Source organism: Methanobacterium paludis (assembly GCF_000214725.1).
In the GTDB taxonomy this organism is placed as follows: domain Archaea; phylum Methanobacteriota; class Methanobacteria; order Methanobacteriales; family Methanobacteriaceae; genus Methanobacterium_C; species Methanobacterium_C paludis.
In genome coordinates this window covers 1,315,088-1,336,682 of sequence record NC_015574.1, presented here as the reverse complement: position 1 = coordinate 1,336,682, position 21,595 = coordinate 1,315,088, and the positions used below count along the sequence as shown (strand labels likewise).

Genomic DNA, 21,595 nt, shown 5'->3' with positions numbered 1-21,595 from the left:
GAGGCAGTAAATGCCACATTATAGAATACTTCAATATATGAAGCTGAAAAAAATAAAAAAGAGATAGATTGCAATGAATACTAAAAAAGTCTCTTTTTGGTTGGACTTAGAGCTAATCTCCAAAATAAAATTATTTTATATATATTATCAAATTTAGTAATATACTATTATTTAACTAAACAACAAAAAAAATTAGAAATACTCAAAGAAATTTATTTTAAATTAGAATAAGGATATAAAACCTAACTAAAAATAATCTAAGTGAAATTTCTGGTCTAATTTCGTTAGAACGGGATTTCAATTAAATAGTTCAATGCTAGTACAGTAATATAACTAAACCGTGATGTATTTCGTATATAATGAAATAATTAAGTTGTTCTAATAGGGGTTGGATTTATGGATCCTGAATTAATGTATATGATGTTGATGATGATGTCAAATAGGAACATTTTAAAGAATTTCAAAGATATATCCCACTTATTTGAATTAGGACATTATTATGGGGAAAATAAGGATTATAAACGTGCAATAGATGTTTTTGATAAAATAATCCAATTGACTCAAGATCCTAAAGCATGGTTCTATAAAGGTTTAGCATTACAAAACTTAAAAAAAATAGATGAAGCCATTAAATGTTATGATAATGCTATAAAAACTGATCCTAACTATTCCAAGGCTTTAAATAACAAAGGAACTTTATTAACAAAAATTTCAGAATATGATAAAGCTATTAAATGTTTTGATAAAGCCTTAAAAATAGATCCTGATTATGCGGAAGTACATAATAATAAAGGTTTAGCATTAGGATATCTAGGCAGATATGAAGAAGCAATTAAATCGTTTAACAAAGCTATAAATTATGAACCCAAAAATATTATATTTTTATATAATAAAGGAGAATTATTAAGAAATTTAAAGAGATATGAAGAGGCAATTGAGTCATATGATAGGATAATAAACATTAAAAATGATTTTTTTGATGCAATTCTTAATAAAGGTATATCTCTAGCACATTTAGAAAAGTATGATGAATCTATTGAGTATTTTGATAAATTAATTGAATTAAATCCAAATTCTCCTTTTATTCATATCGTGTATAGTAACAAAGGTCTATCTTTAGGAAATCTAGAGAGATACGAAGAGGCAATAAAATATTTAGATAAATCTATTGAATTAAATTCTGAAAATGCTGAGGCATGGTTTAATAAAGGTGTCATTTTTGAGACATTAGGCAAATATGATGAAGCTATTGAATACTACGAAAAAGCATTAGAAATAGCTCCAGATCTTGCATTATCTTATCATAGAATAAGTGAAATATTGAGAATTCTCGGTAAGTACGAAGAAGCAATTAAATATCAAGATAAATCTATTGCATTAGACTCTAAAAATGCTGAATTTTGGTTTAGTAAAGGACTTTCTCTTTCAGATCTGGGAAGGTTTGAGGAATCAATAAATCCATTTGATAAAGCTTTGAATATAAATCCCAATTTTTCTGACGCTTATAGTGCTAAATGTGCATCATTAAGAAATCTCAGAAAAAATGAAGATGCTCTAAATTGCATTAATACAGCAATAGAGTTTAACCCAAATAGTCCAGAACTATGGTTTAATAAAGGATTATCATTAATAGACCTTAAAAGATATGAAGAATCAATCAGATGCTTTAATGAAGCTGTAACTTTAAATCATAAATTTGCTTTAGCTTATAATAGTAAAGGATTCTCATTAAACCATCTTGACAAATTCAATGAAGCAATTAAATGTTTTAATAGGGCTTTGAATATTGATTCAACTCTTGAAACAGCTTTTAATAATAAGGGTATATCTCATTTAGCGTTAGGGCAATATGAAAAGGCTCTTGAATGTTTTAATGAGGCTTTAAGAATAAATCCCTATTTCACAGAGGTATATGTAAATAAAGGTTCAGCATTAGGAAATATGGAAGAATATAATGAAGAAATCGAATGCTACGATAAAGCTTTAGAACTTAATCAATATATATTCGAAGCATGGTATAATAAAGGGTCAGCATTAAGCAATTTAGGTAAATATAATGAATCTATAAACTGTTTTAACCAATCTATTGAAATAAACCCCAATTATGGAGAAGTATACAATAATAAAGGAGTATCTTTCGAAAATCTTGGAAAGTTTAATCATGCAATAAAATGTTTTGATAAAGCCTTGGAACTAGATTCCACTCTTTTTATAACGCATGTTAACAAAGGATTGGTATTAGCTAAGATTGGAAAATATGAAAGAGGAATTGAATCATGTAATAACGCCCTAAAAATCCAATCAGATTTTGCAGAAGCATATATGGGTAAAGGTATCATATTTTTAACCTTACATAAATATAATGATGCCAAATATGAGTTAAAAATCGCTGAAAACATATTTAATGAAAAAAATGAATTAAAGCAAGCGAAAGAAGCTTATAATTATAAATTACTAACAGTTAATTCTTCTAATTTGATTTCAGAATTAGAAAAGTTAGAAATGGAATTTATAAGTTGTTTACATTTCGAAAATTTAGATGATTTTAGAAAGGATGTATTCAACGTTTTTAAAGGAATTAATGCTCTACTTAATAAATCCGAAAAAGTTGAAATACCCAAAGACCTAAATGAATTTCTGGTTAATAAGAAAATCTGTTTTCAATTTCTTTTAGACGCTTTAAGTTTCAAGAGAGTTGATTTAGAAAGATTATATAATACTAAAATGGTATTTGAAAATTGGAATATCTATTCTGTTATTACTGTAAATTATATCGATACATTTATTCGTTTTTTGAGTACTTACAATTCTGAAGATATAACTTTAAATGATGAAAAAAATTTATTAAAAATATTAATTCCTTTAAAAGGTATCAGTTTAGATTCAATATTTTCATCAAATTTACAATTCTTCCAAGATAAAATAATTGAAGGTATAGAAACTAAAATCAAAGGTAAAACTATTCAAAAGCCTCATTTAATGGAAAAAATAGATAAAAAAACTGCTACATTTGAATATATAAATATAGATGAAACACAAAAAGAAAGTGTAAGAGTTGCACTCGTTCAATTGGATTTTTCTTTAACAGATAAATTTCCATATGTTATTGAAGACGAAAATAAAATTAAAGAAAAAATATTTAGTGCACTTAAAACGGCTAAAGAATGTGAAGTAGATATACTATGCTTCCCAGAGCTTAGTTTCTGTGATGAATGGGTTGAAATTGTTAAAAAAGAATATAATGACGGCATGGTCGTATGTGGTAGTTTTTATGATGAAAATAATCGTAATATTTGCAAAATAATTATTGATGGAAAGGAATATCCAATTGCAAAGTGTAATCCTGCCATAATGGAAGAAAAAAATGGAACTGGTATGGAATCAGGTAATACAATTAATATATTCCAAACAAAATACGGAAAGATAGTAGTTTTTATTTGTATAGACTTTGATCGATATTTCTTCCCACACATAAATGATTTAAACTTAGATTTTGTTATTAATCCACGGTTAGATATTGATAAAGAACATAGATTTCACAAAAAAGCAGATATCATAATAGATAAAGATGATGGATCAAGGGAATATGCATTTATGCTACAAACCAACGCATATAAAACTAAATGGGGAACTAGAAACGGTGGTGGTGGAACAGCAATTATTGGTTATGAACATATTCATCGTATTGAAAAAAATATAAATTGGGGTATGAGACCTAAAAAAGGAGTTAAATATAACTTATATGAAGTTAAAGGCGAGTTAATGTTAATAACTGATCTAAAAATTGGTCCCGAAACGGGTAGAAGATCAAAATTTATTAATTGGTATAAATATGAAAGTAATCAATGGAAAGCATTAGATGATAACCAAATATGGGATTGATACATAATTGGAAGTGTTTATTTTTTAATTACTTTAGGAATCATTTTTATAGGTTTTATCATATTTTTTTGTTCCATTTCATTAATAATGTCTCTTATCATAAGTACAAGGGTACTATCAAATTTAGAGAAAGTTTCGAGGTAATAGGAAATATTGTTTATATTTTCAGGATTTTTATCCTTTTCACATTGATTTCTGAGGTATAAATAGCATGATAAAATCAAATGATAATGTAAAATCCAAAAATCAATATTATTCTGCCATTTGGTATTTTTTTCGTTTTCATCAATTATTTCTGCATATCCTCCTTTTATGTGATTACATGCTTTTAAATAATTACAAATTTTCAAAAAGATACTATCAAGTACTTTATTTTTATCATTAAACTTGACTTTTTTAAAGTCATTTTCATATGTGGATTTTACACTAATTACTTCACCATACCCTTTTTTAGATATATTATCATATTCCATATCAATTTTTAAGCCTGCCGGAATTAAAGTGAGGTAGTTTGACAATAAAATTCCTGAATAATCATAATTAAGTAGCTCTACTCCCTTAATAACAAAGCATTTATCAATACGGCCGTTTACTTTTCTCTTTTGAATTTTCCCATATTCTTCAAATGATTCAGATAATACCAAAAACCATGCAGGGTGTTCGTTATCCATTTTTATCGCAAAATATAAAGGTAAACTATATAATTCAGCGTAAGCTTTAATTTTTTCATAATATTTTAAAGATATAATAAATTCATCTTCACCTTTTCTCATCTTTTTGACTTCGACAAAAAATCTTAGAGCCATTAAGGGTTTTTTGTTATCCACTTGTTCAGGCATTTTTACAGCAAAAAGAAAGTCAGGAATTATTAATTTATTTTCAATATATCTCTTTTGTTCTAATCGGGTTACCTGTAAAATATTTCCAAGCATTAAAGAAAAAAGTAAAAATTCATCCTCTTTTTTAAGACCATCCATTCTTTTTCTTATTGTTTCTGAATCTTGTCCAATATAACTGTAAATGTCTTCTTTAAAATCTTTTAAAACATTTTTTGGTGTTTCTATCTGTTTTTCAATGATTTCTAAAGATTTGAGAGTAGATATTAACTCGATATTCTTAATACCTTTTTTCATATTTTTAAAATTGCTTTTAAATTATAAATAGTTGCTGTAATGGGAAAAAGCAAAATAAAATAGATTAACATGAAAAAAAGCTCTGAATTCTCTTGAAACGATAAAAAATAAATTAATAAAAGAAAATAAACAAAATATAGCAGACGAAATACAAAAAGGGATTAATGAATTTTGATGCTGAAAATCGATGTTTTGGGATAGTAATTTAAAAAATAATAATTTGCTCAATAGAGATTTAAGATTAAGAATTTATCTTATTTAATTTATCATATAATCATTTTATACCAACTTTAGGATCATAATAAATGGCTTTCTCAAAGTTTTTTAGGGTTTCATCTGTTTTATCATAATTATAAGATATTTCACCAAGTGCGATATACTCTAGCCTTTGTATGTGGTGAAATATCTTTATTTGAAGATTTTACCAAAAGTGCTAAACTTTTTCATAATCTGATAAATTAGATTTTTTATATTCTACTTCTCCATTTTCTCCTTAGTTATATTGAATAGTTCATATCCACTAGCATAGTGGGAAAATAAAGAAATGTTAACTTGCACCCTCAGTAATCTTTAGAAATTTAATCTGCTTGGAATTCTTTAGGTATATGTGCTTCAGCATCTCCTGCAGAACAATGAGGTATAGCTGCTATTAAATTATGTATACGTTCATAGGGTACGGATAGGAAGATAACATCCGGTTCAAACCCCTGATGACTTCTTGCAGTCCAATCTCCCATGGTCATGTTTGTATTTCCACTCATTGTAGTATATACTATTGCTGAATAACATAATGCACCTATAATTTGCTGTTTTGGTGATATTCCATCCCAGTATGTGTCTAGTGTTATAAGGCGGCAGGCTTGTTCAGCATTGCATAAAAATAAAATCATGTCTGGACGTATTTCTGCTTTATCTAAGGGGCATATTACAATTCTATCAGCTAAATCAGTGGCTGGTGGTACTGCTAATTTTCTCATTCTCTCAAAACTAACAATTGAGCTTGTAAGTTTCTCACCTTTAGTTAGGAACTTTTGTAACCTTCTTTTTTGTTTTCCGGTATGAGGTTCGATGAAACCACAAAATTGGCTGCCGCCGGGGCATGTAGAAACTTCTTCATCAATTATAAAGCTTTCTCCTTCAGCTGCAAGTTTCAATGCTCTACAAATTTGAGTTTTTTCATATCTACCACTTGAAATTTCTTCATTCGTAAATGAAATAGCCATAGGCTCGTATTTTAATTCAAAGGTCTTTTTAAAAACATCCGCCTGTTCTTTATAGCTCATTTAAACCCCTCCCCCAAAAAAATAAATTTACTATTGGTTCTGTTTATCTTTAATATACATTTAATATAATTACTTTTTTAAAACTGTTTAATACATCCCTTAATTATTAATAAATTTCCTATTTATGTATTATAACTAGTTCTCTGATGCTCTCCTCCTCAATTGAATATTAAAGGTAGCAACATACTAACCTCCTTGAAGGGAGGTTTGATATTTATGAGGTTAAGTGTTATTGAGATGGGTGAAGATGAGCAAGTCTTTTATAATCTAGGGGTCTTTGAGAAACATGAAGATCTCATTGTTTTCCCATACATGGAGTTTGCAAATTTCATGATGAAATAGAAAAACGATTACAATGTATCAAGAATATCATTCATAGAGAATGCCCTGAAGATAAAAAACCACCTAAAGTCATCAGGGATATGCAACCCCATCTGGAACTATTAGAAAAGGAATTAGAATTTTTAGTAGACTTTGAGGTTCAAACAACATTGGAATCGTTTGAAACTCAAAAACAGGAAATTAAAACACGTGAAAAGATTCCAGATATGGATAAAGAACCTTTGCAGTGTTTGATAGGGTTGTAAATGAAAATGAGGATTATTGAATACTAAGGGATATTGTGAGTAAATTTATAAAAGATTAGAAACTTTTTTTTATATTAATTTGTTTCAAACATTTAACAAAAAAATAGTCAATTTACTACAAACTTACACATGAACACAAATTTTCTTGGGCATCATTTCTTATTGGGTGCCCAAGTATGCTCTGTATACTAAGAATAATTATTGTACTGTTCTTTTATTCAATTTTGCTGCTTGTGAGTTTAACATGCTCAACTCCTTTAAGCCGCATAATTTTCTCTGTTAATTCACGGATGTATTTCACATCTCCCTTGACTATTATAACTTCAAGGCAGTACTTTTCAGTCATGTGCACGTGCATAGTTGAGTTAACATAGTCCTTGTAATTGTGTTGAATCTCAGTTAAGTCTTCCATGACTCCTGTGTAATGATGATCGTAAATAGCTGTAATTATACCAACACGCTCACCTTCCATTTCATTCATCCATTGGTAGCGTAATATATAATCCTGTAAGGCATCCCTAATACCTTTTGACCTTGACTGGTACCCTCTATCTTTCAAAACATCATCAAACTCATTTAAAATTTTTTTAGGTAGTGACATACTTATTCTCATCAATTTGGCTCCTCCTTTTATTATCCTATTGTAAATATTATGTATTAAATATCTATTTGTATTAATAAAATAAAGATATACTCCTCATGCAAAAGATTCCAGCAAACCTGATTATTAATCACAGGTAACCTTGATTGTTGATTTGTTTAATATTAACATTGCTTAAATTCTATTTTCAACATTAAGCTCTATAAGCTATATAAATATATTGAATTTAGTTTTAAATCTTTAAGAACATTCCAATAGTAATATTTAAAAATTACCCATTAAAGGTAATTAATCATCCTCATGATATCTTTATATAATAGTTAGTTAGATAAAACTAATTAATAGATACTGAGGAGAATCTGTATGACAACTAATGAAAATTGGAACCCAGAACTTTATTTAAAGTACGGTGAAGAACGAACTCAACCATCAATAGATCTTGCAGCACGCATCAAAATGGAGAATCCTGAAAAAATAATTGATGTAGGTTGTGGACCTGGAAATAGTACAAATGTCATTTCCAGTAAATGGCCTGAAAGTAAAATAATTGGAATAGATAATTCAGCTTCAATGATAGAATCGGCCAAGAATAACTATCCTGATATGGAATGGAAAATTGAAGATATCACTAAAATGAAAACTAAAGAAAAGTATGATATCATATTTTCAAATGCCACAATCCAATGGATTAAAAGCCAGGAAAAATTAATAAAAAACCTGGTTAAAATGTTGAAAGATAAGGGGGCTCTTGCGGTACAGGTTCCATTATACCAGAGCATGCCAGTAAGTAAAGTCATAGAAAGTGTTTCATTAACTAAAAGATGGAGAAAACAAACAAACGGAGCCAATGATGCTTTTACATTCCACTCCAGTGATTATTACTATGATATCCTGTCAGATCAAGTAGAATCCATCAACATGTGGAAAACATCCTACTTCCATATCATGCATTCTCACCAGAATATTGTTGAAATGATTAAAAGCACAGGCATGAAAGAATTTCTAAATATGTTAGATACTAAAGAAGAAAAGATTGAGTTTGAAAAAGATGTTTTAAAGGAAATTAAAAAGGTATACCCCGTACAAAAGGATGGGGAAGTACTGTTTCCATTTGAAAGGCTGTTCTTTATTGGATATAAATAAACTTTTAAGTATAACCCTTAATTAACAATTTCTCAGCCATCAGGTCAACTTAAAAATATGCACCAGAACACTGCCTTAAATCTTTCCACACAAATTCCCTTAGTTCCTAACCATTTCTGTATTAATTAGTTGAATTTTGTGAAAACACGTGGAAACTAGTGGTTTTTGGTAGTGTTAAGACCATTTTACATTTTAAAATTATATAGTTAAGACCTGTTTAAGATATGGAGCCTTAATTTTAAAATTCTTTTAAGTATTTCTGTTTAATTTCATCGAACTCATCCTGATTGAGAGCTCCTATGTCCAAGAGTTCTTTAGCTTCTTTTAATTTGTCTGCTGAACTTTGTTTAGGTGTGTTTTCTTTGTTTTTAACTTCAAAAATACGAGAATTTAACTTGTCTACAAACTTTTGTAAAATATTTAGGTCAGCAACATTTATTTCAATTTTTTTAGAAGTTGTGGTAGTTTCGATGTATAGTTTGGGCCATTTGGATAAAAACCCTTTATCATAGTGAACCCTTAGTATATCCTGATATTTAATTAGTTCAATCTTTACAGTATCTGAAAAGGGATTACTACTTCTTAAACTGATGGAAACTCCTTCATCTTTTAGTATAATGTTTCCATAGTTGGAATTATGGTTACAAGGTAAACTTGTTTCTTCTTTTGTCATCGTTTCCTTTTCCTTTATTAGAGTAATTGTGTGAAATTAGTGAATAACTTTGTAAGTTTTTTTATATTAAAAAAATTTGGGGTGTATTGCTGTTAGAGTTATCAGGACTCCTAAAAAAAGTAAATAGGTTCTGGATTCCTTCTCAGAATCTATAAATTCATTGCCAAAGGTTTTAAATTTTTTATTTATCAGATTGTTGGATTTTAGTTAAGAATTCAGCTATTTTAGGTTTATAACTTCCATCCTGTACTTCTTTTGCTCTTACTCCTATTTCAGCTATTGGGGATGCTCCGCTAACTTCTTTCATATCACTGAAGGTACTATCAAAGTTAGTTCCACCAGCTGTGCTGAAAAAAGCCATGTTATTAAATTTAGCATGATTCTGAGTGATATACGTCCTGATAGGAACTGCCATTTTTCCTGCCCAGACAGGAGTGCCTATAATAACTAGATCATATTGAGATACATCATTTTTAGTATCTTCTATCTTAGATGACTTACCTCTAAAAGCCTCATATCCTGATTTAATATAACCAATGACACCTCCTCTCTTTTCAGTATCCACAATTTCCTCAATGTCACAATTTAAAGATTCTGATATTGATTCTGCAATCCTCTTTGTATTTCCTGATCTCGAATAAAAAGCTACTAATATTTTCATAAAAAAATACCTCCGAATAATAATTTATAATGAACTAAATTAATTTTAATTTTATTAGGTTTATTTTTTATTAGTTTAAGAATCATTTTTATAGGTTTTATCGTATTTTTTGTTCCATTTCATTAATATGTCTCTTATCATAAGTACAATCTATTGAACAGAACTATCTTCTTTTTCATCAGCTTCTGAATGATGTTCGTATAATTCAGAACATTCGCTGTTTGGCGAACAAAATCGCAACTTTTATATACTGCTGTTAGTATACCATGGAACATTCGTTATCTGACGAACAAATATTTATAAAATTTTGTAGAGAAAAATTCTTGAAAAAATTTATTTGAATGAATATTGGTGTTTCATAGATGAATATTGGTATAATTTAATGGAGGAAATGAATATGCAAGAAAAATTAGACATGTTCTGTTACCAGTGCTCACAGACAGCAGGGGAAACCGGTTGTACTGTGAAAGGTGTTTGTGGTAAGGAGTCTACAGTTGCAAGGCTTCAGGATAATTTGCTTTTTGCAATTAAGGGAATATCAGCATACCTTTATCATGCAAGGGAGCTTGGATACACAGACCCTGAGGTTGATGCATTTTTAGAGAGAAGTTTTTACTCCACCTTAACCAACGTGAATTTTGATGTGGGAGAGTTTGTCAAACTGGCACTTGAAGCAGGTCAGATGAATATAAAAACAATGCAGCTTTTGAAGAAAGCTAATATAGACAACTACGGTGAACCAACACCAACAGAAGTTCCTGTGGGATCTGTTAAAGGGCCAGGTATTTTAGCAACAGGCCACAGTCTTAAAGCACTTGCAGAACTTCTAAAACAGACTGAAGGAACTGGAATTAATGTTTACACTCATTCTGAACTTCTTCCAGCCCATGGATACCCTGAACTTCGAAAGTACGACCATCTTGTGGGTCAGCTTGGAGGTCCATGGTTCGATCAGAGAACAACTTTCAAAAAATATCCTGTCGCAGTACTTGGGACTTCAAACTGTGTCCTTGTACCTACTGCAGATTATAAAGACAGAATATTCACATTAGGTGTTGCACAACTTCCAGGGGTTAAACACATTGATGGCTATGACTTCACACCACTGATTGAAAAAGCCAAATCGTTACCAGAACTTGAGGACGAACCACGAGAAACAGTTTTCACAACAGGATTTGGAGGATCAACAGTCCTATCACTTGCAGACAAAATAAAAGAACTTGTTGAAGCAGGTAAAATAAAACATTTCTTTGTTGTTGGAGGATGCGACTCACCAAAACCACAGGCCAAATATTACAGGGAATTTGTGCAGAAACTACCCGGAGATACCGTTGTTTTAACGATTGCATGTGGAAAATACAGGTTCAACGACCTGCAGCTTGGAGATATTGAGGGAGTGCCACGTCTTATAGATTTAGGCCAATGTAATGATGCAATTGTTGGAATAGATATTGTAGCAGCTCTATCAGAACTTTTCGGCTTAGAAATAAATGATCTACCTCTTACATTTGTTTTAAGCTGGATGGAACAGAAAGCAGTATCAATACTTTGGAGTCTTCTCTCATTAGGTATTAAAGGAATATACCTCGGCCCTATAATGCCGGGATGGGTTAATGATGATATACTAAATGTTCTGGTGGAAAACTACGATATAAAACCAATAGGCAACCCTGAACAAGATATAAAAAATATTTTAGGATGATATATTAATTAAAAAATCCTTAAATATTTTTTTGGGTCATCCAGAACTTATTTTACCTTAAATCTTTATTAAAGAGTTACTTTTTCCTTAAATTCTTCTTTATTTTTTTTAGATAGTTAATTTTAAAAATAAAGTTATCAAATTAATTAATTTGAGTTTAAAGAATAAAATTGGACTTCCATGTAAACATTAGTTTATGTGAACTGATTCATGCAAAATATCTTTTAATCTCTATTTTCTTTTGATTTGTAATTATTTAATTGGTAATGTTATATTTATTTTAGTTTTAATAGATAACAATATTAAATATTGGAGTGTGATAAGATGCCTGTGGTTCATGTGAATGTATGGAAAGGTTTTGAGCAAGAAAAAATAAATTATTTAATTGAAAACTTGACTAAAGTCTTTGTTGATTTGGATATTCCGGCAGAAGCTGTTGAAATCTTAATACATGAAGTACCTCAATCTCATTGGGGTATAGGTGGAGTACCCGCTTCAGAAAAATTTAAGGGTGTGGAAATACCTGGTTGGAAAAAATAATAAATCAAGTCTTTTGTTTTTTTCTTTGTTTTCTAATCTCTTAATTTCAGAAATCTTCATTAATGAGTTATTAATTTAATCTTGCATAGCTTGCGGCTCAGATTTTAATAAGCTACCTGTTCTAAATTTTAATAAGCTACCTATTCTTTAATATATCCCTCATTTCCTCAATCTTTCCTTTTATGTGTTCGATTAATTTATGTCTACTATTCTTAGCGAGTTTAGCGATGAAATTAGATTAAAGTAAAGTTGCAGATTGGTTTAATTAAGTAAAAATACCTAAAATAAGTTTAAATTTTAATTATATACTGATCATTAATTATGTGGCTGAAATATCATGTTAATTAAACAAAGAAATAGTATAATATTTTTATTGATCACAATTTATATAATTTTTGCTCACGCATTTGATTCAATGATCAGACAAAAATTAAGATTATTGAAAGATGTAGAAAAGTCATTTGACTGCTCTTTTTTGTGATTGAACAATTTTGATAATTATTGTATATTTAATATTTATATGATCTATTTATGTATGTAAAAATGGTGTTTTTGTTATTTAATATGGTTCATACATTGAGAAAATGTTTAATTATGATTTATTCTTAGTATGGGATCATATTCTTTTTTCGATTGTTCTGTTCGTTGTAATTATCCGTGTTCTGAATAAAATAATCGAAAAATGTATTAATTATAGGGTATTAATTTTATATGGATATGGGATATTTTATTATTTTTATTAGATCTTTCTATATCCAAAAACAAGCATAAAAGAGGTGAAAAAGACCAATGGAAATAGAAAAAAATAGACAAATGATTCTGAAGGTTCCTTTAATACTTTTGGGAGTTATGGTTCTGTTCTCTTTTGGGATTGGCGCTGTTGCAGCTGACTCATCACAGCTCTATGTAAGCACAGCTGGAAACAACAGTTGGGACGGACAATCTGCTGTATGGAATGGTACAAGCGGGCCAAAAGAAACCATAACAAATGCCACAGGTACGTTTACAACGGCTGGAACTCTTCATATATCCAATGGAACCTACAATGAAAATAACATAACTATCAACAACAACATGACGATCATAGGCGAAAGCCAGCAGAACACAATAGTCGATGGAAACAATGCTGGAACTATATTTTACATTGCACCCGGAGTGACTGCCAATATTCTCAATTTAACACTAACCAACGGAAGCAGTCAGAATGATGGAGCCATTAACAATAATGGAATCTTGGCAATAAATGGCATCACATTGACGGGTAATACTGCAACAGGTGATGGTGGAGCCATTTACAATAATGGAACACTAACAGTAACAAACAGCACATTCATAAACAACGTTGCAACAGGCAATGGTGGAGCCATCTACAATGACGGAACATTAAACTATGTTTCAACCACACATACAAGCGAGACCATAACACAGAATGGTGGAACATTGACTGTAATCAACAGCACATTCACAAACAACAGTGCACAGAATGGTGGAGCTATCTACAACGCTGGAACCATAAACATAACCACCAGCACTACACTCACGGATTACACCATAACACAGAATGGTGGAACATTAACTGTAATCAACAGTACATTCACGGGTAACACTGCAACAGGTAATGGTGGAGCTATCGCAAACGATGCAACATTTAACGTAGTAGGATTTAGCACACTCACACGTACGGTTATAACACAAAATGGTGGAACAGCAACAATATCAGACAGCACATTTATGAATAACACGGCAAATAATGGTGGAGCCATTAGTAACCTTGCAACTTTAAATATATCTCAAAGCACACTTACTGGAACTGCCACAACAGGTACAACAGCACTTAATAGTGGAACAGTAACAGTAACTAACAGCGCCCTAATAGGCAACACCGCGAATATAAATGGTGGAGCCATCTACAACGGCGCAATAACATCTGTAACTACTACCAGTACATTCACAGACTACACCATAAATAATGATGCAACAATAACAGCACAATTCAACACAATGGCAGGCAACTCTGCATTAAATGGAGGAGCTGTCTACAACGATGCAACATCAACTGTAACCGACAATACACTCACACGTACCACATTAAACAATGCCGCTACAGCAACAGTAACCGACAATGCACTTGTGGACAACCACGCAACAACAGGTAGAGACATCGTCAATAATGTAGTAGCAACCCAAAGCGGAAACGTAATAACCGTAAGTTTCATAAATAATACTGGAACAGTAGATGCTAGACGTAATTGGTGGGGATTTGTCACTGGCCCAGCGCCTGGAGATGTAGTTGGAACAGTGGACACATCAAACTTTTTGAATTACACTATGAATATGGTCGTTACTGCCAGTAATAGCTCACCTAATGTGGGTCAACAGTTCAGTTACACCATAACCGTGACTAATAATGGTCCAGACAACGCTACCGATGTTCAGGTGACTGATGGTATACCTACAGGTTTAACATTTAATGGTTACACAGCAAGTCAGGGTACCTACAACCATGCTACTGAAATATGGAATGTTGGAACCCTTGCTAGTGGTGCCAGTGCAGTGTTACAATTGTTTGTTACACCTACGGCTTCTGTAGCCGGAACAAACGTGACTAAAATTGCAACACTAATAAACACAAACCAAACAGGTAATGCAACTGTATTTGTGCCTACGGCTCCTGTCTCTAATGTAACATTAACCAAAACCGCCAGTAATAGCTTACCTAATGTAGGTCAGCAGTTTTATTACACCATAATCGCAACTAACAGTGGTGCAGCCGATGCTCCTGGTGTTCAGGTGACTGATGTTATACCTGCTGGTTTAACCTTTAACAGTTACACGGCAAGTCAGGGTACCTACAATAGTGTTACTGGAATATGGGATGTTGGAACCCTTGTTAATGGTACCAGTGCAACATTACTGCTCTTTGTTACACCTACTGCTTCTGTAGCTGGTACAACCGTAGTTAACAATGCAACAATACCGGGTCAAACAGCCAGTGCAACTGTAGCTGTGCCCACAGTTGTGTCTAATGTTACATTAACCAAAACTGCCAGTAATCTTGTACCTAATGTGGGTCAGCAGTTCAGTTATACCGTAACTGCGACTAACAATGGTTCAGGTGCTGCTACTGGTGTTCAGGTGACTGATGTTATACCTGCTGGTTTGACATTTAACAGTTACACGGCAAGTCAGGGTACCTACAATAGTGTTACTGGAATATGGGATGTTGGAACCCTTGCTAGTGGTGCCAGTGCAGTGTTACAATTGTTTGTTACTCCTACAGCTTCTGTAGCTGGTACAAGTGTAATTAACACCGCAACAACACCCGGTCAGATAGCTAGCGCAACTGTAGCTGTGCCTACGGCTCCTGTGTCTAATGTTACATTAACCAAAACTGCCAGTAATCTTGTACCTAATGTGGGTCAGCAGTTCAGTTATACCGTAACTGCGACTAACAATGGTTCAGGTAGTGCTACTGCTGTTCAGGTGACTGATGTTATACCTGCTGGTTTAACCTTTAACAGTTATACAGCAACTCAGGGTACCTACAACAGTGTTACTGGAATATGGGATGTTGGAACCCTTGCCAGTGGTGCCAGTGCAGTGTTACAATTGTTTGTTACACCTACGGCTTCTGCAGCCGGTACAAGTGTAATTAACACCGCAACAACGTTGGGTCAAATAGTCACTGCAACTGTAGTTGTGCCTACGGCTCCTGTGTCTAATGTAACTTTGACTAAAATCACCAGTAATCTTGTACCTAATGTGGGTCAGCAGTTCAGTTATACTGTAATCGCGACTAACAATGGTTCAGGTAGTGCTACGGGTGTTCAGGTGACTGATGTTATACCTGCTGGTTTAACCTTTAACAGTTACACAGCAACTCAGGGTACCTACAACAGTGTTACTGGAATATGGGATGTTGGAACTTTAGATAGTGGTGCCAGTGCAACATTATTGCTTTTTGTTACTCCTACAGCTTCTGTAGCTGGTACAAGTGTAATTAACACCGCAACATCACTTGGTCAAATAGTCAGTGTAACTGTAGTTGTGCCTCATGTGCCTAATGTAACGTTAAACAAAACCGCAAGCAACAATGCACCTAATGTAGGTCAACAGTTCAATTACACCGTAACAGTAACGAATAATGGTTCAAGTACTGTTAATGGTGTTCATGTGACTGATGTTATACCTGCTGGTTTAACCTTTAACAGTTACACAGCAAGTCAGGGTACCTATAACAGTGTTACTGGATTATGGGATGTTGGAACTTTGGCTAGTGGTGCTAGTGCAACATTAAAACTATTTGTTACACCTACAGCTTTATTAGCTGGAACAAATGTGACTAATAATGCAACACTAGTAAACACAGGTCAAACAGTCAATGCAACCGTACATGTGCCTGAGGCCAATGTAAAGTTAACCAAAACCACAAGCAATACTAATCCTAATGTTGGGCAGCAGTTCAATTACACCGTAACAGTAACGAATAATGGTCCGGATACAGCTACGGGTGTTCAGGTGACTGATGTTATACCTGCTGGTTTGATCTTTAACAGTTACACAGCAAGTCAGGGTACCTACAACAGCGTTACTGGAGTATGGGACGTTGGAACCCTTGCTAACGGTACCAGTGCAACATTAAAACTATTTGTTACACCTAAAGCTTCATTAGCAGGAACAACTGTGACTAACATTGCCAAAATAGCTCAAAACGAATACAACCAGAACAATAACTCAACAACAATAACCATCAAGGTAAAACCACAAAACCATGGTGGTAATGGTGGTAATGAGGGTAACGGTGGTAATGGTGGTAATGAGGGTAACGGTGGTAATGAGGGTGGTGTTTCAACAGGAAACATCACAGGAAATAAATCCACAAACATCGTGAACGCAGCAACACAAACAGGAATAGCCATGCAAACTACGGGCGTGCCAATAACAGGATTAATACTAGCAATTCTAGCTGTTCTTGGCGGAATATTAACACCACGTAAAAAATAAACCCAATTTTCCCCTTTTTTTATTTTTTTTATGTTAACTATATTTTATCTAATATTTGAACTCATTTTTCATGTTAAACTTTAAAAAAATAAGTTTTATGGACTAAATTTTTAATTTAGAATATTTAAAGCGTTAAAAATTCATTTTAAAATTTTATGCACCGCTGTTTATCATTATGAATTCCATGAAAAACATATTTTATTAACCTTGACATAGAAAATCTATTAAATGATTAGCAAAATATTATGAAAGATCAGAGTAATTCATTAAACACAAATCAAGATAATAAAGCTTTATATTTTTAAGATCAACGGTGGTACTCAATGATAAGTGTTCAAAATGTGTCTAAGACTTATAAAATGAAAGATGGTGCAGAGATCAAGGCTTTGGATGATATAAATTTTAATGTTGAAAAGGGAGAGATCGTTGGGATTATTGGGATGAGCGGGTCTGGAAAGACTACATTGTTGCGAATTTTAAGGGGTGCAGAATCTTTTGATAGTGGGGATATAATTATGGATGGTGTGAAGGTTTCATACGATTCAACGCCTTACTATTCCAGAAAACTCCGCCATGCAACTGCGATACACCTCCAGAGGTCCTTTGGTTTGTGGCCTGAAACAGCCATACAAAACGTTATAAGAAAATTATACGGTGCCAAATATGGTGATGAAGCACAAACTGACTTTGAATTTGCTTTTGATGAATTTGAGAGTGAAGCATTGGAAATACTTAATGTTGTGGGCCTTGGCCACAAAGCGTATCATTTTGCCCCGGTTTTAAGCGGTGGAGAAAAACAGAGACTGATAATGGCAAGGCAGCTTGCAAAAAAACCTGAAGTAATGCTTCTTGATGAACCTGCAACAATGTCGTGTCCAAGAACCAAACAGGAAATACTCGATGCCATAAAAAACATCAACGAAAAACTGGGAGTCACAGTTATCGTGGTATCTCATCTTCCAGAAGTTCACAAATATCTTTCAGAACGTGTCATGCTTATGGAAGATGGAAACATAGTTGATGAAGGTTCTCCTGATGATATAATTCAAAAATTTGTCAAAGGAATGGATTTACCCGAACCTTCCCGAGATCCAGCAGATGTGGGCGAACCTGTAATAGAAGTAAAGGATTTAGAGAAGAAATTCTTCCTTATTAAGGGGGGAAATGTTCTTGAAGTTGAAAATATTAATTTTGACGTCAAAAAAGGTGAGATAATATCCCTTATGGGCCCTAGTGGTGCTGGAAAAACTGTTTTACTTAGAATGATTGCAGGTATTGATTTTCCTGATGCAGGAAATGTTTATTTCAAATTGAACGATGAATGGGTTGACATGCACCAGCCTGGAATCATGAGGATGGATGTAAGGCGTAAAATGGGATTCATGCACCAGGAATTTTCCCTTGTACACCATGCAACCATCAGAAGTCAGATAGCCTCAAGACTTGGTATTAAAGGAGAAAATGTGGTTGGAGAAGCTAAAAAGAAAGCTGAAGAACTGGGAATAAGTGAGAAAGTTCTGGACATATTATACCAGCTTACAGACCTCCCTGAAACCGAAGCAAAACATCAGCTTGAAAAAATAGGTCTCTCCTCAGATATCCTTAAAGAACTGTTCCCAAGTTTCCCAGATACAGAGGTTAAAAAATACGCGGAACCAATTTTTGAAGCCCTGGATTTACCTATGAAAATTCTTGATAGAAGATCCTATGAACTATCAGGGGGACAGAAAGTTAGAGCCACACTTGCTCTGGTTTTAGCATCACAGCCTGAACTTTTGGTACTGGATGAACCATTTGGAGATCTGGACCCCATAACCCTCCGAATAGTTTCAAATTCACTTAAAAAGATAAACAAAAAATTTAACACAACCATATTGATGGTGAGTCATCATGTTGACTTCATTGAAGAAGTTACAACCAGAGCAATTATGATGGAAGATGGAAATCTTGTCATGGATGGAAATCCCCACAAACTCTGCGATACATTCATAGAAAGGTGTCATGCAGATTACCTCAAAGATTTTGATGATCTTAAAAAACAGATGGCAGGTGTTTAAATGGATTTTAAATCTTTGGAAGTTGAAAACGCCTACAGGGTACTAGCCCCCAGGCCGGCCATAATAGTGACAACAATGAACTTTAAAGGTGAAGTGAATGCGGCTCCATTTTCTTTTACAATGCCCGTTTCCACAAAACCTCCGCTTGTTGCATTTGCATCGGTACCAAGCCACCACACCTATAAAAACGTAGAAGAAACAGGCGAATTTGTTGTGAACATACCAAACGAGGCAATTCTTGAGAAATTATGGATTACGGGAGAAAAATTTCCTTACGGTGTAAGCGAGATAGAAAAAGCAGATTTAACCCAGATAAAATCTTCAAAAGTTTCACCTCCTAAAATAGGGGAATGTATTGCCCATATTGAGTGTAAAGTACACGAGATCATAGAACTGGGGGATCATAAACTTGTAGTTGGTGAAGTTGTGTATGTTGACACAGATTCTAAAGCTTTAAAGGATGGTCTTCTTGATGTGGAAAATGTAAAACCTGTTCTGCATCTGGGTGGTGTAAACTTCGTTGTCGGTGATCATTTAAGGAAAGTTGAATGATAAGGAAGTTAATGGTTTGGATTTGAATGAAATTCAGGATAATCCTATCCCTGGCTAAACTAAGGAAACTTAAAAACTAAGGAAACTTAGTATTTTTAATAAAATGTTAATAATGACTTAATTAAATAAATAAATTCTAAACGGTGATTAAATGTTTAAAAATATAATGGTTCCAACTGACGGCTCAGAATTTGCATCAAAAGCAGAAGATGTTGCAATTGAAATGGCAAAAAAATTTGATTCAAAGGTTGTGGCAGTTCATATAATCGATGATAAACTCATATACCCATTTGAAGTTCTCGAAGAGGAAGGAAAATCCATACTAAAGAAGGTACAAGAAAAAGGGGAAAAAAATAGTGTGAAGGTTGATGAGGTTCTCTTAGTGGGAAATCCTACTCGGGACATGAAAAAAATAGCTGAAAAAGTTGGAGCGGACATTATTGTCATCGGTACCCATGGAAAAACGGGTCTTGAGAAATTGATCATGGGAAGCGTGGCTGAAAGTACATTAAAAACAGTTAAAGTCCCTGTATTACTTTTGAAAAAATCTTAAGTTTAGGGGGTTCTTTGATTTATAAACATACTATAATTTTTTTTAATTTTCCTTAATTTTTTTTATTTGTAAAGCTATTAAATGGTAAACGGAGATTTTTATGAGGTTGTGGAGTCTTCATCCAAAGTACCTTGATTGTAAAGGTCTTGTTGCCCTCTGGAGAGAGGGATTGCTTGCAAGAACCGTACTTAAAGGTGAAACCCGTGGTTACAGGAATCACCCTCAGCTTGAAAGGTTCAAAAACCAGCCAGATCCCGTAGTTGCTATCGATACCTATCTCCTGAATGTCTACAAAGAATCACAATTAAGGGGTTATAAATTTAATAGGGGTAAAATTGGGGACAAATTTACAAATTACAAGATTGAAGTAACCCGTGGACAGATCTTATACGAACTTGAACATCTTAAAAGAAAATTAGATGTTAGGGATCACGTAAGATACCTGGAGCTTGAAAATTTAGATATTCCATTGATTAATCCTATTTTTAAGGTTGTTGAAGGTGATGTAGAACCATGGGAATTGGTGCACTAACCATTATTACTTTTAATTCTTTTATTTTTCTATAATTGACATTAAAACAGTTCTTCATTATATTTTCATTCTTTAAAATCATTTTTTTTAAAATAGTTCCTAACTAATAAACTCTGATCGTTTTTTTGAATAAAACAAAAAAAAAGTGATTTCATCCTTTTAAAAACAAAAAAATATTAAATTAAACGTACTAAGTTATTATAGGACAAGACCTGTAATTCTAAAAATAGGAATTTGTTTCAAAAAAAATTATTTAAAAATTGTTCTACAAATTAAGCGGGGCTAACTGAATGAAGATGAAAAGGTATAAGTGCAAGGTCTGCGGATACATCTATGACCCTGAAGTGGGCGAACCCAGAAGAGAAACAAAACCAGGTACTTCTTTTGAAGAACTGCCTGAGGATTGGCATTGTCCCCAGTGTGGTGCTGGTATAAATAGGTTCATTTCTGTAAACTAAACCAGGAGGACTAATATGAAAAAGTTTATATGCACAGTATGCGGATACGTCTATGACCCTGACGAGGGCGACCCAAATTCTGGAATTGAAGCTGGTACACCCTTTGAGAAACTGCCGGATGATTGGTGCTGTCCTTTATGTGGAGTAGGAAAAGATAAATTTGAAGAGTTAGATTAATACCTAAAATATGATTGATTTTTTAAAATTAATATTTTTTTAAGATTTTAAGGTTTT

At 32.9% G+C, this 21,595-nt stretch carries 18 protein-coding genes; 13 read left to right on the top strand and 5 right to left on the bottom strand.

The window, feature by feature from the left end; genetic code table 11:
* Positions 1-396 precede the first annotated feature (396 nt).
* Positions 397-3,882: a tetratricopeptide repeat protein gene (locus tag MSWAN_RS06210; RefSeq protein WP_013825769.1), complete on the top strand. Its 3,486-nt coding sequence runs from the start codon at positions 397-399 to the stop codon at positions 3,880-3,882.
* 17 nt (positions 3,883-3,899) lie between these two features.
* Here the strand turns inward: MSWAN_RS06210 and MSWAN_RS06205 are convergent, their stop codons facing one another.
* Positions 3,900-5,015: a hypothetical protein gene (locus MSWAN_RS06205; RefSeq protein ID WP_013825768.1), complete on the bottom strand. Its 1,116-nt coding sequence runs from the start codon at positions 5,013-5,015 to the stop codon at positions 3,900-3,902.
* A gap of 578 nt (positions 5,016-5,593) precedes the next feature.
* Complete coding sequence (locus MSWAN_RS06200; RefSeq protein WP_013825767.1) at positions 5,594-6,298, bottom strand: DUF169 domain-containing protein; 705 nt, start codon at positions 6,296-6,298, stop codon at positions 5,594-5,596.
* Positions 6,299-6,514: 216 nt separating this feature from the next.
* Here MSWAN_RS06200 and MSWAN_RS13125 point away from each other — a divergent pair, with 216 nt between their 5' ends.
* Both MSWAN_RS13125 and MSWAN_RS12785 read left to right on the top strand, forming a co-directional pair.
* Positions 6,515-6,640, top strand: coding sequence for a hypothetical protein (locus MSWAN_RS13125; RefSeq protein WP_013825766.1), 126 nt, complete (start codon positions 6,515-6,517; stop codon positions 6,638-6,640).
* An 80-nt stretch (positions 6,641-6,720) separates the two neighbouring features.
* Positions 6,721-6,885, top strand: coding sequence for a hypothetical protein (locus MSWAN_RS12785; protein ID WP_154645731.1), 165 nt, complete (start codon positions 6,721-6,723; stop codon positions 6,883-6,885).
* A 214-nt stretch (positions 6,886-7,099) separates the two neighbouring features.
* Here MSWAN_RS12785 and nikR read toward each other — a convergent pair whose 3' ends face one another.
* A complete protein-coding gene (nikR, locus tag MSWAN_RS06195) occupies positions 7,100-7,498 on the bottom strand; it encodes a nickel-responsive transcriptional regulator NikR (protein WP_013825765.1) in 399 nt (132 codons plus the stop codon).
* 351 nt (positions 7,499-7,849) lie between these two features.
* Here nikR and MSWAN_RS06190 point away from each other — a divergent pair, with 351 nt between their 5' ends.
* Positions 7,850-8,629 (top strand): methyltransferase domain-containing protein, encoded by a 780-nt coding sequence (locus MSWAN_RS06190; RefSeq protein ID WP_013825764.1) that lies wholly within the window; start codon positions 7,850-7,852, stop codon positions 8,627-8,629.
* 238 nt (positions 8,630-8,867) lie between these two features.
* On the opposite strand, the gene MSWAN_RS06185 is transcribed toward MSWAN_RS06190, so the two are convergent.
* Both MSWAN_RS06185 and MSWAN_RS06180 read right to left on the bottom strand, forming a co-directional pair.
* Entirely contained in the window at positions 8,868-9,302 is a 435-nt protein-coding gene (locus tag MSWAN_RS06185) for an SHOCT domain-containing protein (protein WP_013825763.1), read from the bottom strand.
* Positions 9,303-9,483: 181 nt separating this feature from the next.
* Positions 9,484-9,963: a flavodoxin family protein gene (locus tag MSWAN_RS06180; protein WP_013825762.1), complete on the bottom strand. Its 480-nt coding sequence runs from the start codon at positions 9,961-9,963 to the stop codon at positions 9,484-9,486.
* Positions 9,964-10,360: 397 nt separating this feature from the next.
* Here MSWAN_RS06180 and hcp point away from each other — a divergent pair, with 397 nt between their 5' ends.
* From hcp to rd, 9 genes are all read left to right on the top strand, one after another.
* A complete protein-coding gene (gene hcp, locus MSWAN_RS06175; protein WP_013825761.1) occupies positions 10,361-11,665 on the top strand; it encodes a hydroxylamine reductase in 1,305 nt (434 codons plus the stop codon).
* Between the two features lie 324 nt (positions 11,666-11,989).
* Positions 11,990-12,205, top strand: coding sequence for a tautomerase family protein (locus MSWAN_RS06170; protein ID WP_013825760.1), 216 nt, complete (start codon positions 11,990-11,992; stop codon positions 12,203-12,205).
* Between the two features lie 789 nt (positions 12,206-12,994).
* Positions 12,995-17,209 (top strand): beta strand repeat-containing protein, encoded by a 4,215-nt coding sequence (locus tag MSWAN_RS06165; RefSeq protein WP_013825759.1) that lies wholly within the window; start codon positions 12,995-12,997, stop codon positions 17,207-17,209.
* A 323-nt stretch (positions 17,210-17,532) separates the two neighbouring features.
* Positions 17,533-19,266 (top strand): ABC transporter ATP-binding protein, encoded by a 1,734-nt coding sequence (locus MSWAN_RS06160; protein ID WP_013825758.1) that lies wholly within the window; start codon positions 17,533-17,535, stop codon positions 19,264-19,266.
* Positions 19,267-19,818: a flavin reductase family protein gene (locus MSWAN_RS06155; protein WP_013825757.1), complete on the top strand. Its 552-nt coding sequence runs from the start codon at positions 19,267-19,269 to the stop codon at positions 19,816-19,818.
* Between the two features lie 151 nt (positions 19,819-19,969).
* A complete protein-coding gene (locus MSWAN_RS06150) occupies positions 19,970-20,371 on the top strand; it encodes a universal stress protein (protein WP_013825756.1) in 402 nt (133 codons plus the stop codon).
* 100 nt (positions 20,372-20,471) lie between these two features.
* Entirely contained in the window at positions 20,472-20,903 is a 432-nt protein-coding gene (locus tag MSWAN_RS06145; RefSeq protein WP_013825755.1) for a pyrimidine dimer DNA glycosylase/endonuclease V, read from the top strand.
* 296 nt (positions 20,904-21,199) lie between these two features.
* Entirely contained in the window at positions 21,200-21,361 is a 162-nt protein-coding gene (locus MSWAN_RS06140; protein ID WP_013825754.1) for a rubredoxin, read from the top strand.
* A gap of 15 nt (positions 21,362-21,376) precedes the next feature.
* A complete protein-coding gene (gene rd / locus MSWAN_RS06135) occupies positions 21,377-21,538 on the top strand; it encodes a rubredoxin (RefSeq protein WP_013825753.1) in 162 nt (53 codons plus the stop codon).
* The last annotated feature ends 57 nt before the right edge of the window (positions 21,539-21,595 follow it).

Excerpts from the sequence above, each read along its gene's own strand:
- MSWAN_RS06205 (WP_013825768.1), bottom strand. The coding sequence starts at position 5,015 with ATGAAAAAAGGTATTAAGAATATCGAGTTAATATCTACTCTCAAATCT.
- MSWAN_RS06190 (WP_013825764.1), top strand. The coding sequence starts at position 7,850 with ATGACAACTAATGAAAATTGGAACCCAGAACTTTATTTAAAGTACGGT.
- MSWAN_RS06170 (WP_013825760.1), top strand. The coding sequence starts at position 11,990 with ATGCCTGTGGTTCATGTGAATGTATGGAAAGGTTTTGAGCAAGAAAAA.
- rd (WP_013825753.1), top strand. The coding sequence starts at position 21,377 with ATGAAAAAGTTTATATGCACAGTATGCGGATACGTCTATGACCCTGAC.
- MSWAN_RS06185 (WP_013825763.1), bottom strand. The coding sequence starts at position 9,302 with ATGACAAAAGAAGAAACAAGTTTACCTTGTAACCATAATTCCAACTAT.
- MSWAN_RS06160 (WP_013825758.1), top strand. The coding sequence starts at position 17,533 with ATGATAAGTGTTCAAAATGTGTCTAAGACTTATAAAATGAAAGATGGT.
- MSWAN_RS06155 (WP_013825757.1), top strand. The coding sequence starts at position 19,267 with ATGGATTTTAAATCTTTGGAAGTTGAAAACGCCTACAGGGTACTAGCC.
- MSWAN_RS12785 (WP_154645731.1), top strand. The coding sequence starts at position 6,721 with ATGCAACCCCATCTGGAACTATTAGAAAAGGAATTAGAATTTTTAGTA.
- MSWAN_RS13125 (WP_013825766.1), top strand. The coding sequence starts at position 6,515 with ATGAGGTTAAGTGTTATTGAGATGGGTGAAGATGAGCAAGTCTTTTAT.
- MSWAN_RS06210 (WP_013825769.1), top strand. The coding sequence starts at position 397 with ATGGATCCTGAATTAATGTATATGATGTTGATGATGATGTCAAATAGG.
- MSWAN_RS06180 (WP_013825762.1), bottom strand. The coding sequence starts at position 9,963 with ATGAAAATATTAGTAGCTTTTTATTCGAGATCAGGAAATACAAAGAGG.
- MSWAN_RS06200 (WP_013825767.1), bottom strand. The coding sequence starts at position 6,298 with ATGAGCTATAAAGAACAGGCGGATGTTTTTAAAAAGACCTTTGAATTA.
- MSWAN_RS06165 (WP_013825759.1), top strand. The coding sequence starts at position 12,995 with ATGGAAATAGAAAAAAATAGACAAATGATTCTGAAGGTTCCTTTAATA.
- MSWAN_RS06150 (WP_013825756.1), top strand. The coding sequence starts at position 19,970 with ATGTTTAAAAATATAATGGTTCCAACTGACGGCTCAGAATTTGCATCA.
- nikR (WP_013825765.1), bottom strand. The coding sequence starts at position 7,498 with ATGAGAATAAGTATGTCACTACCTAAAAAAATTTTAAATGAGTTTGAT.
- MSWAN_RS06145 (WP_013825755.1), top strand. The coding sequence starts at position 20,472 with ATGAGGTTGTGGAGTCTTCATCCAAAGTACCTTGATTGTAAAGGTCTT.
- hcp (WP_013825761.1), top strand. The coding sequence starts at position 10,361 with ATGCAAGAAAAATTAGACATGTTCTGTTACCAGTGCTCACAGACAGCA.
- MSWAN_RS06140 (WP_013825754.1), top strand. The coding sequence starts at position 21,200 with ATGAAAAGGTATAAGTGCAAGGTCTGCGGATACATCTATGACCCTGAA.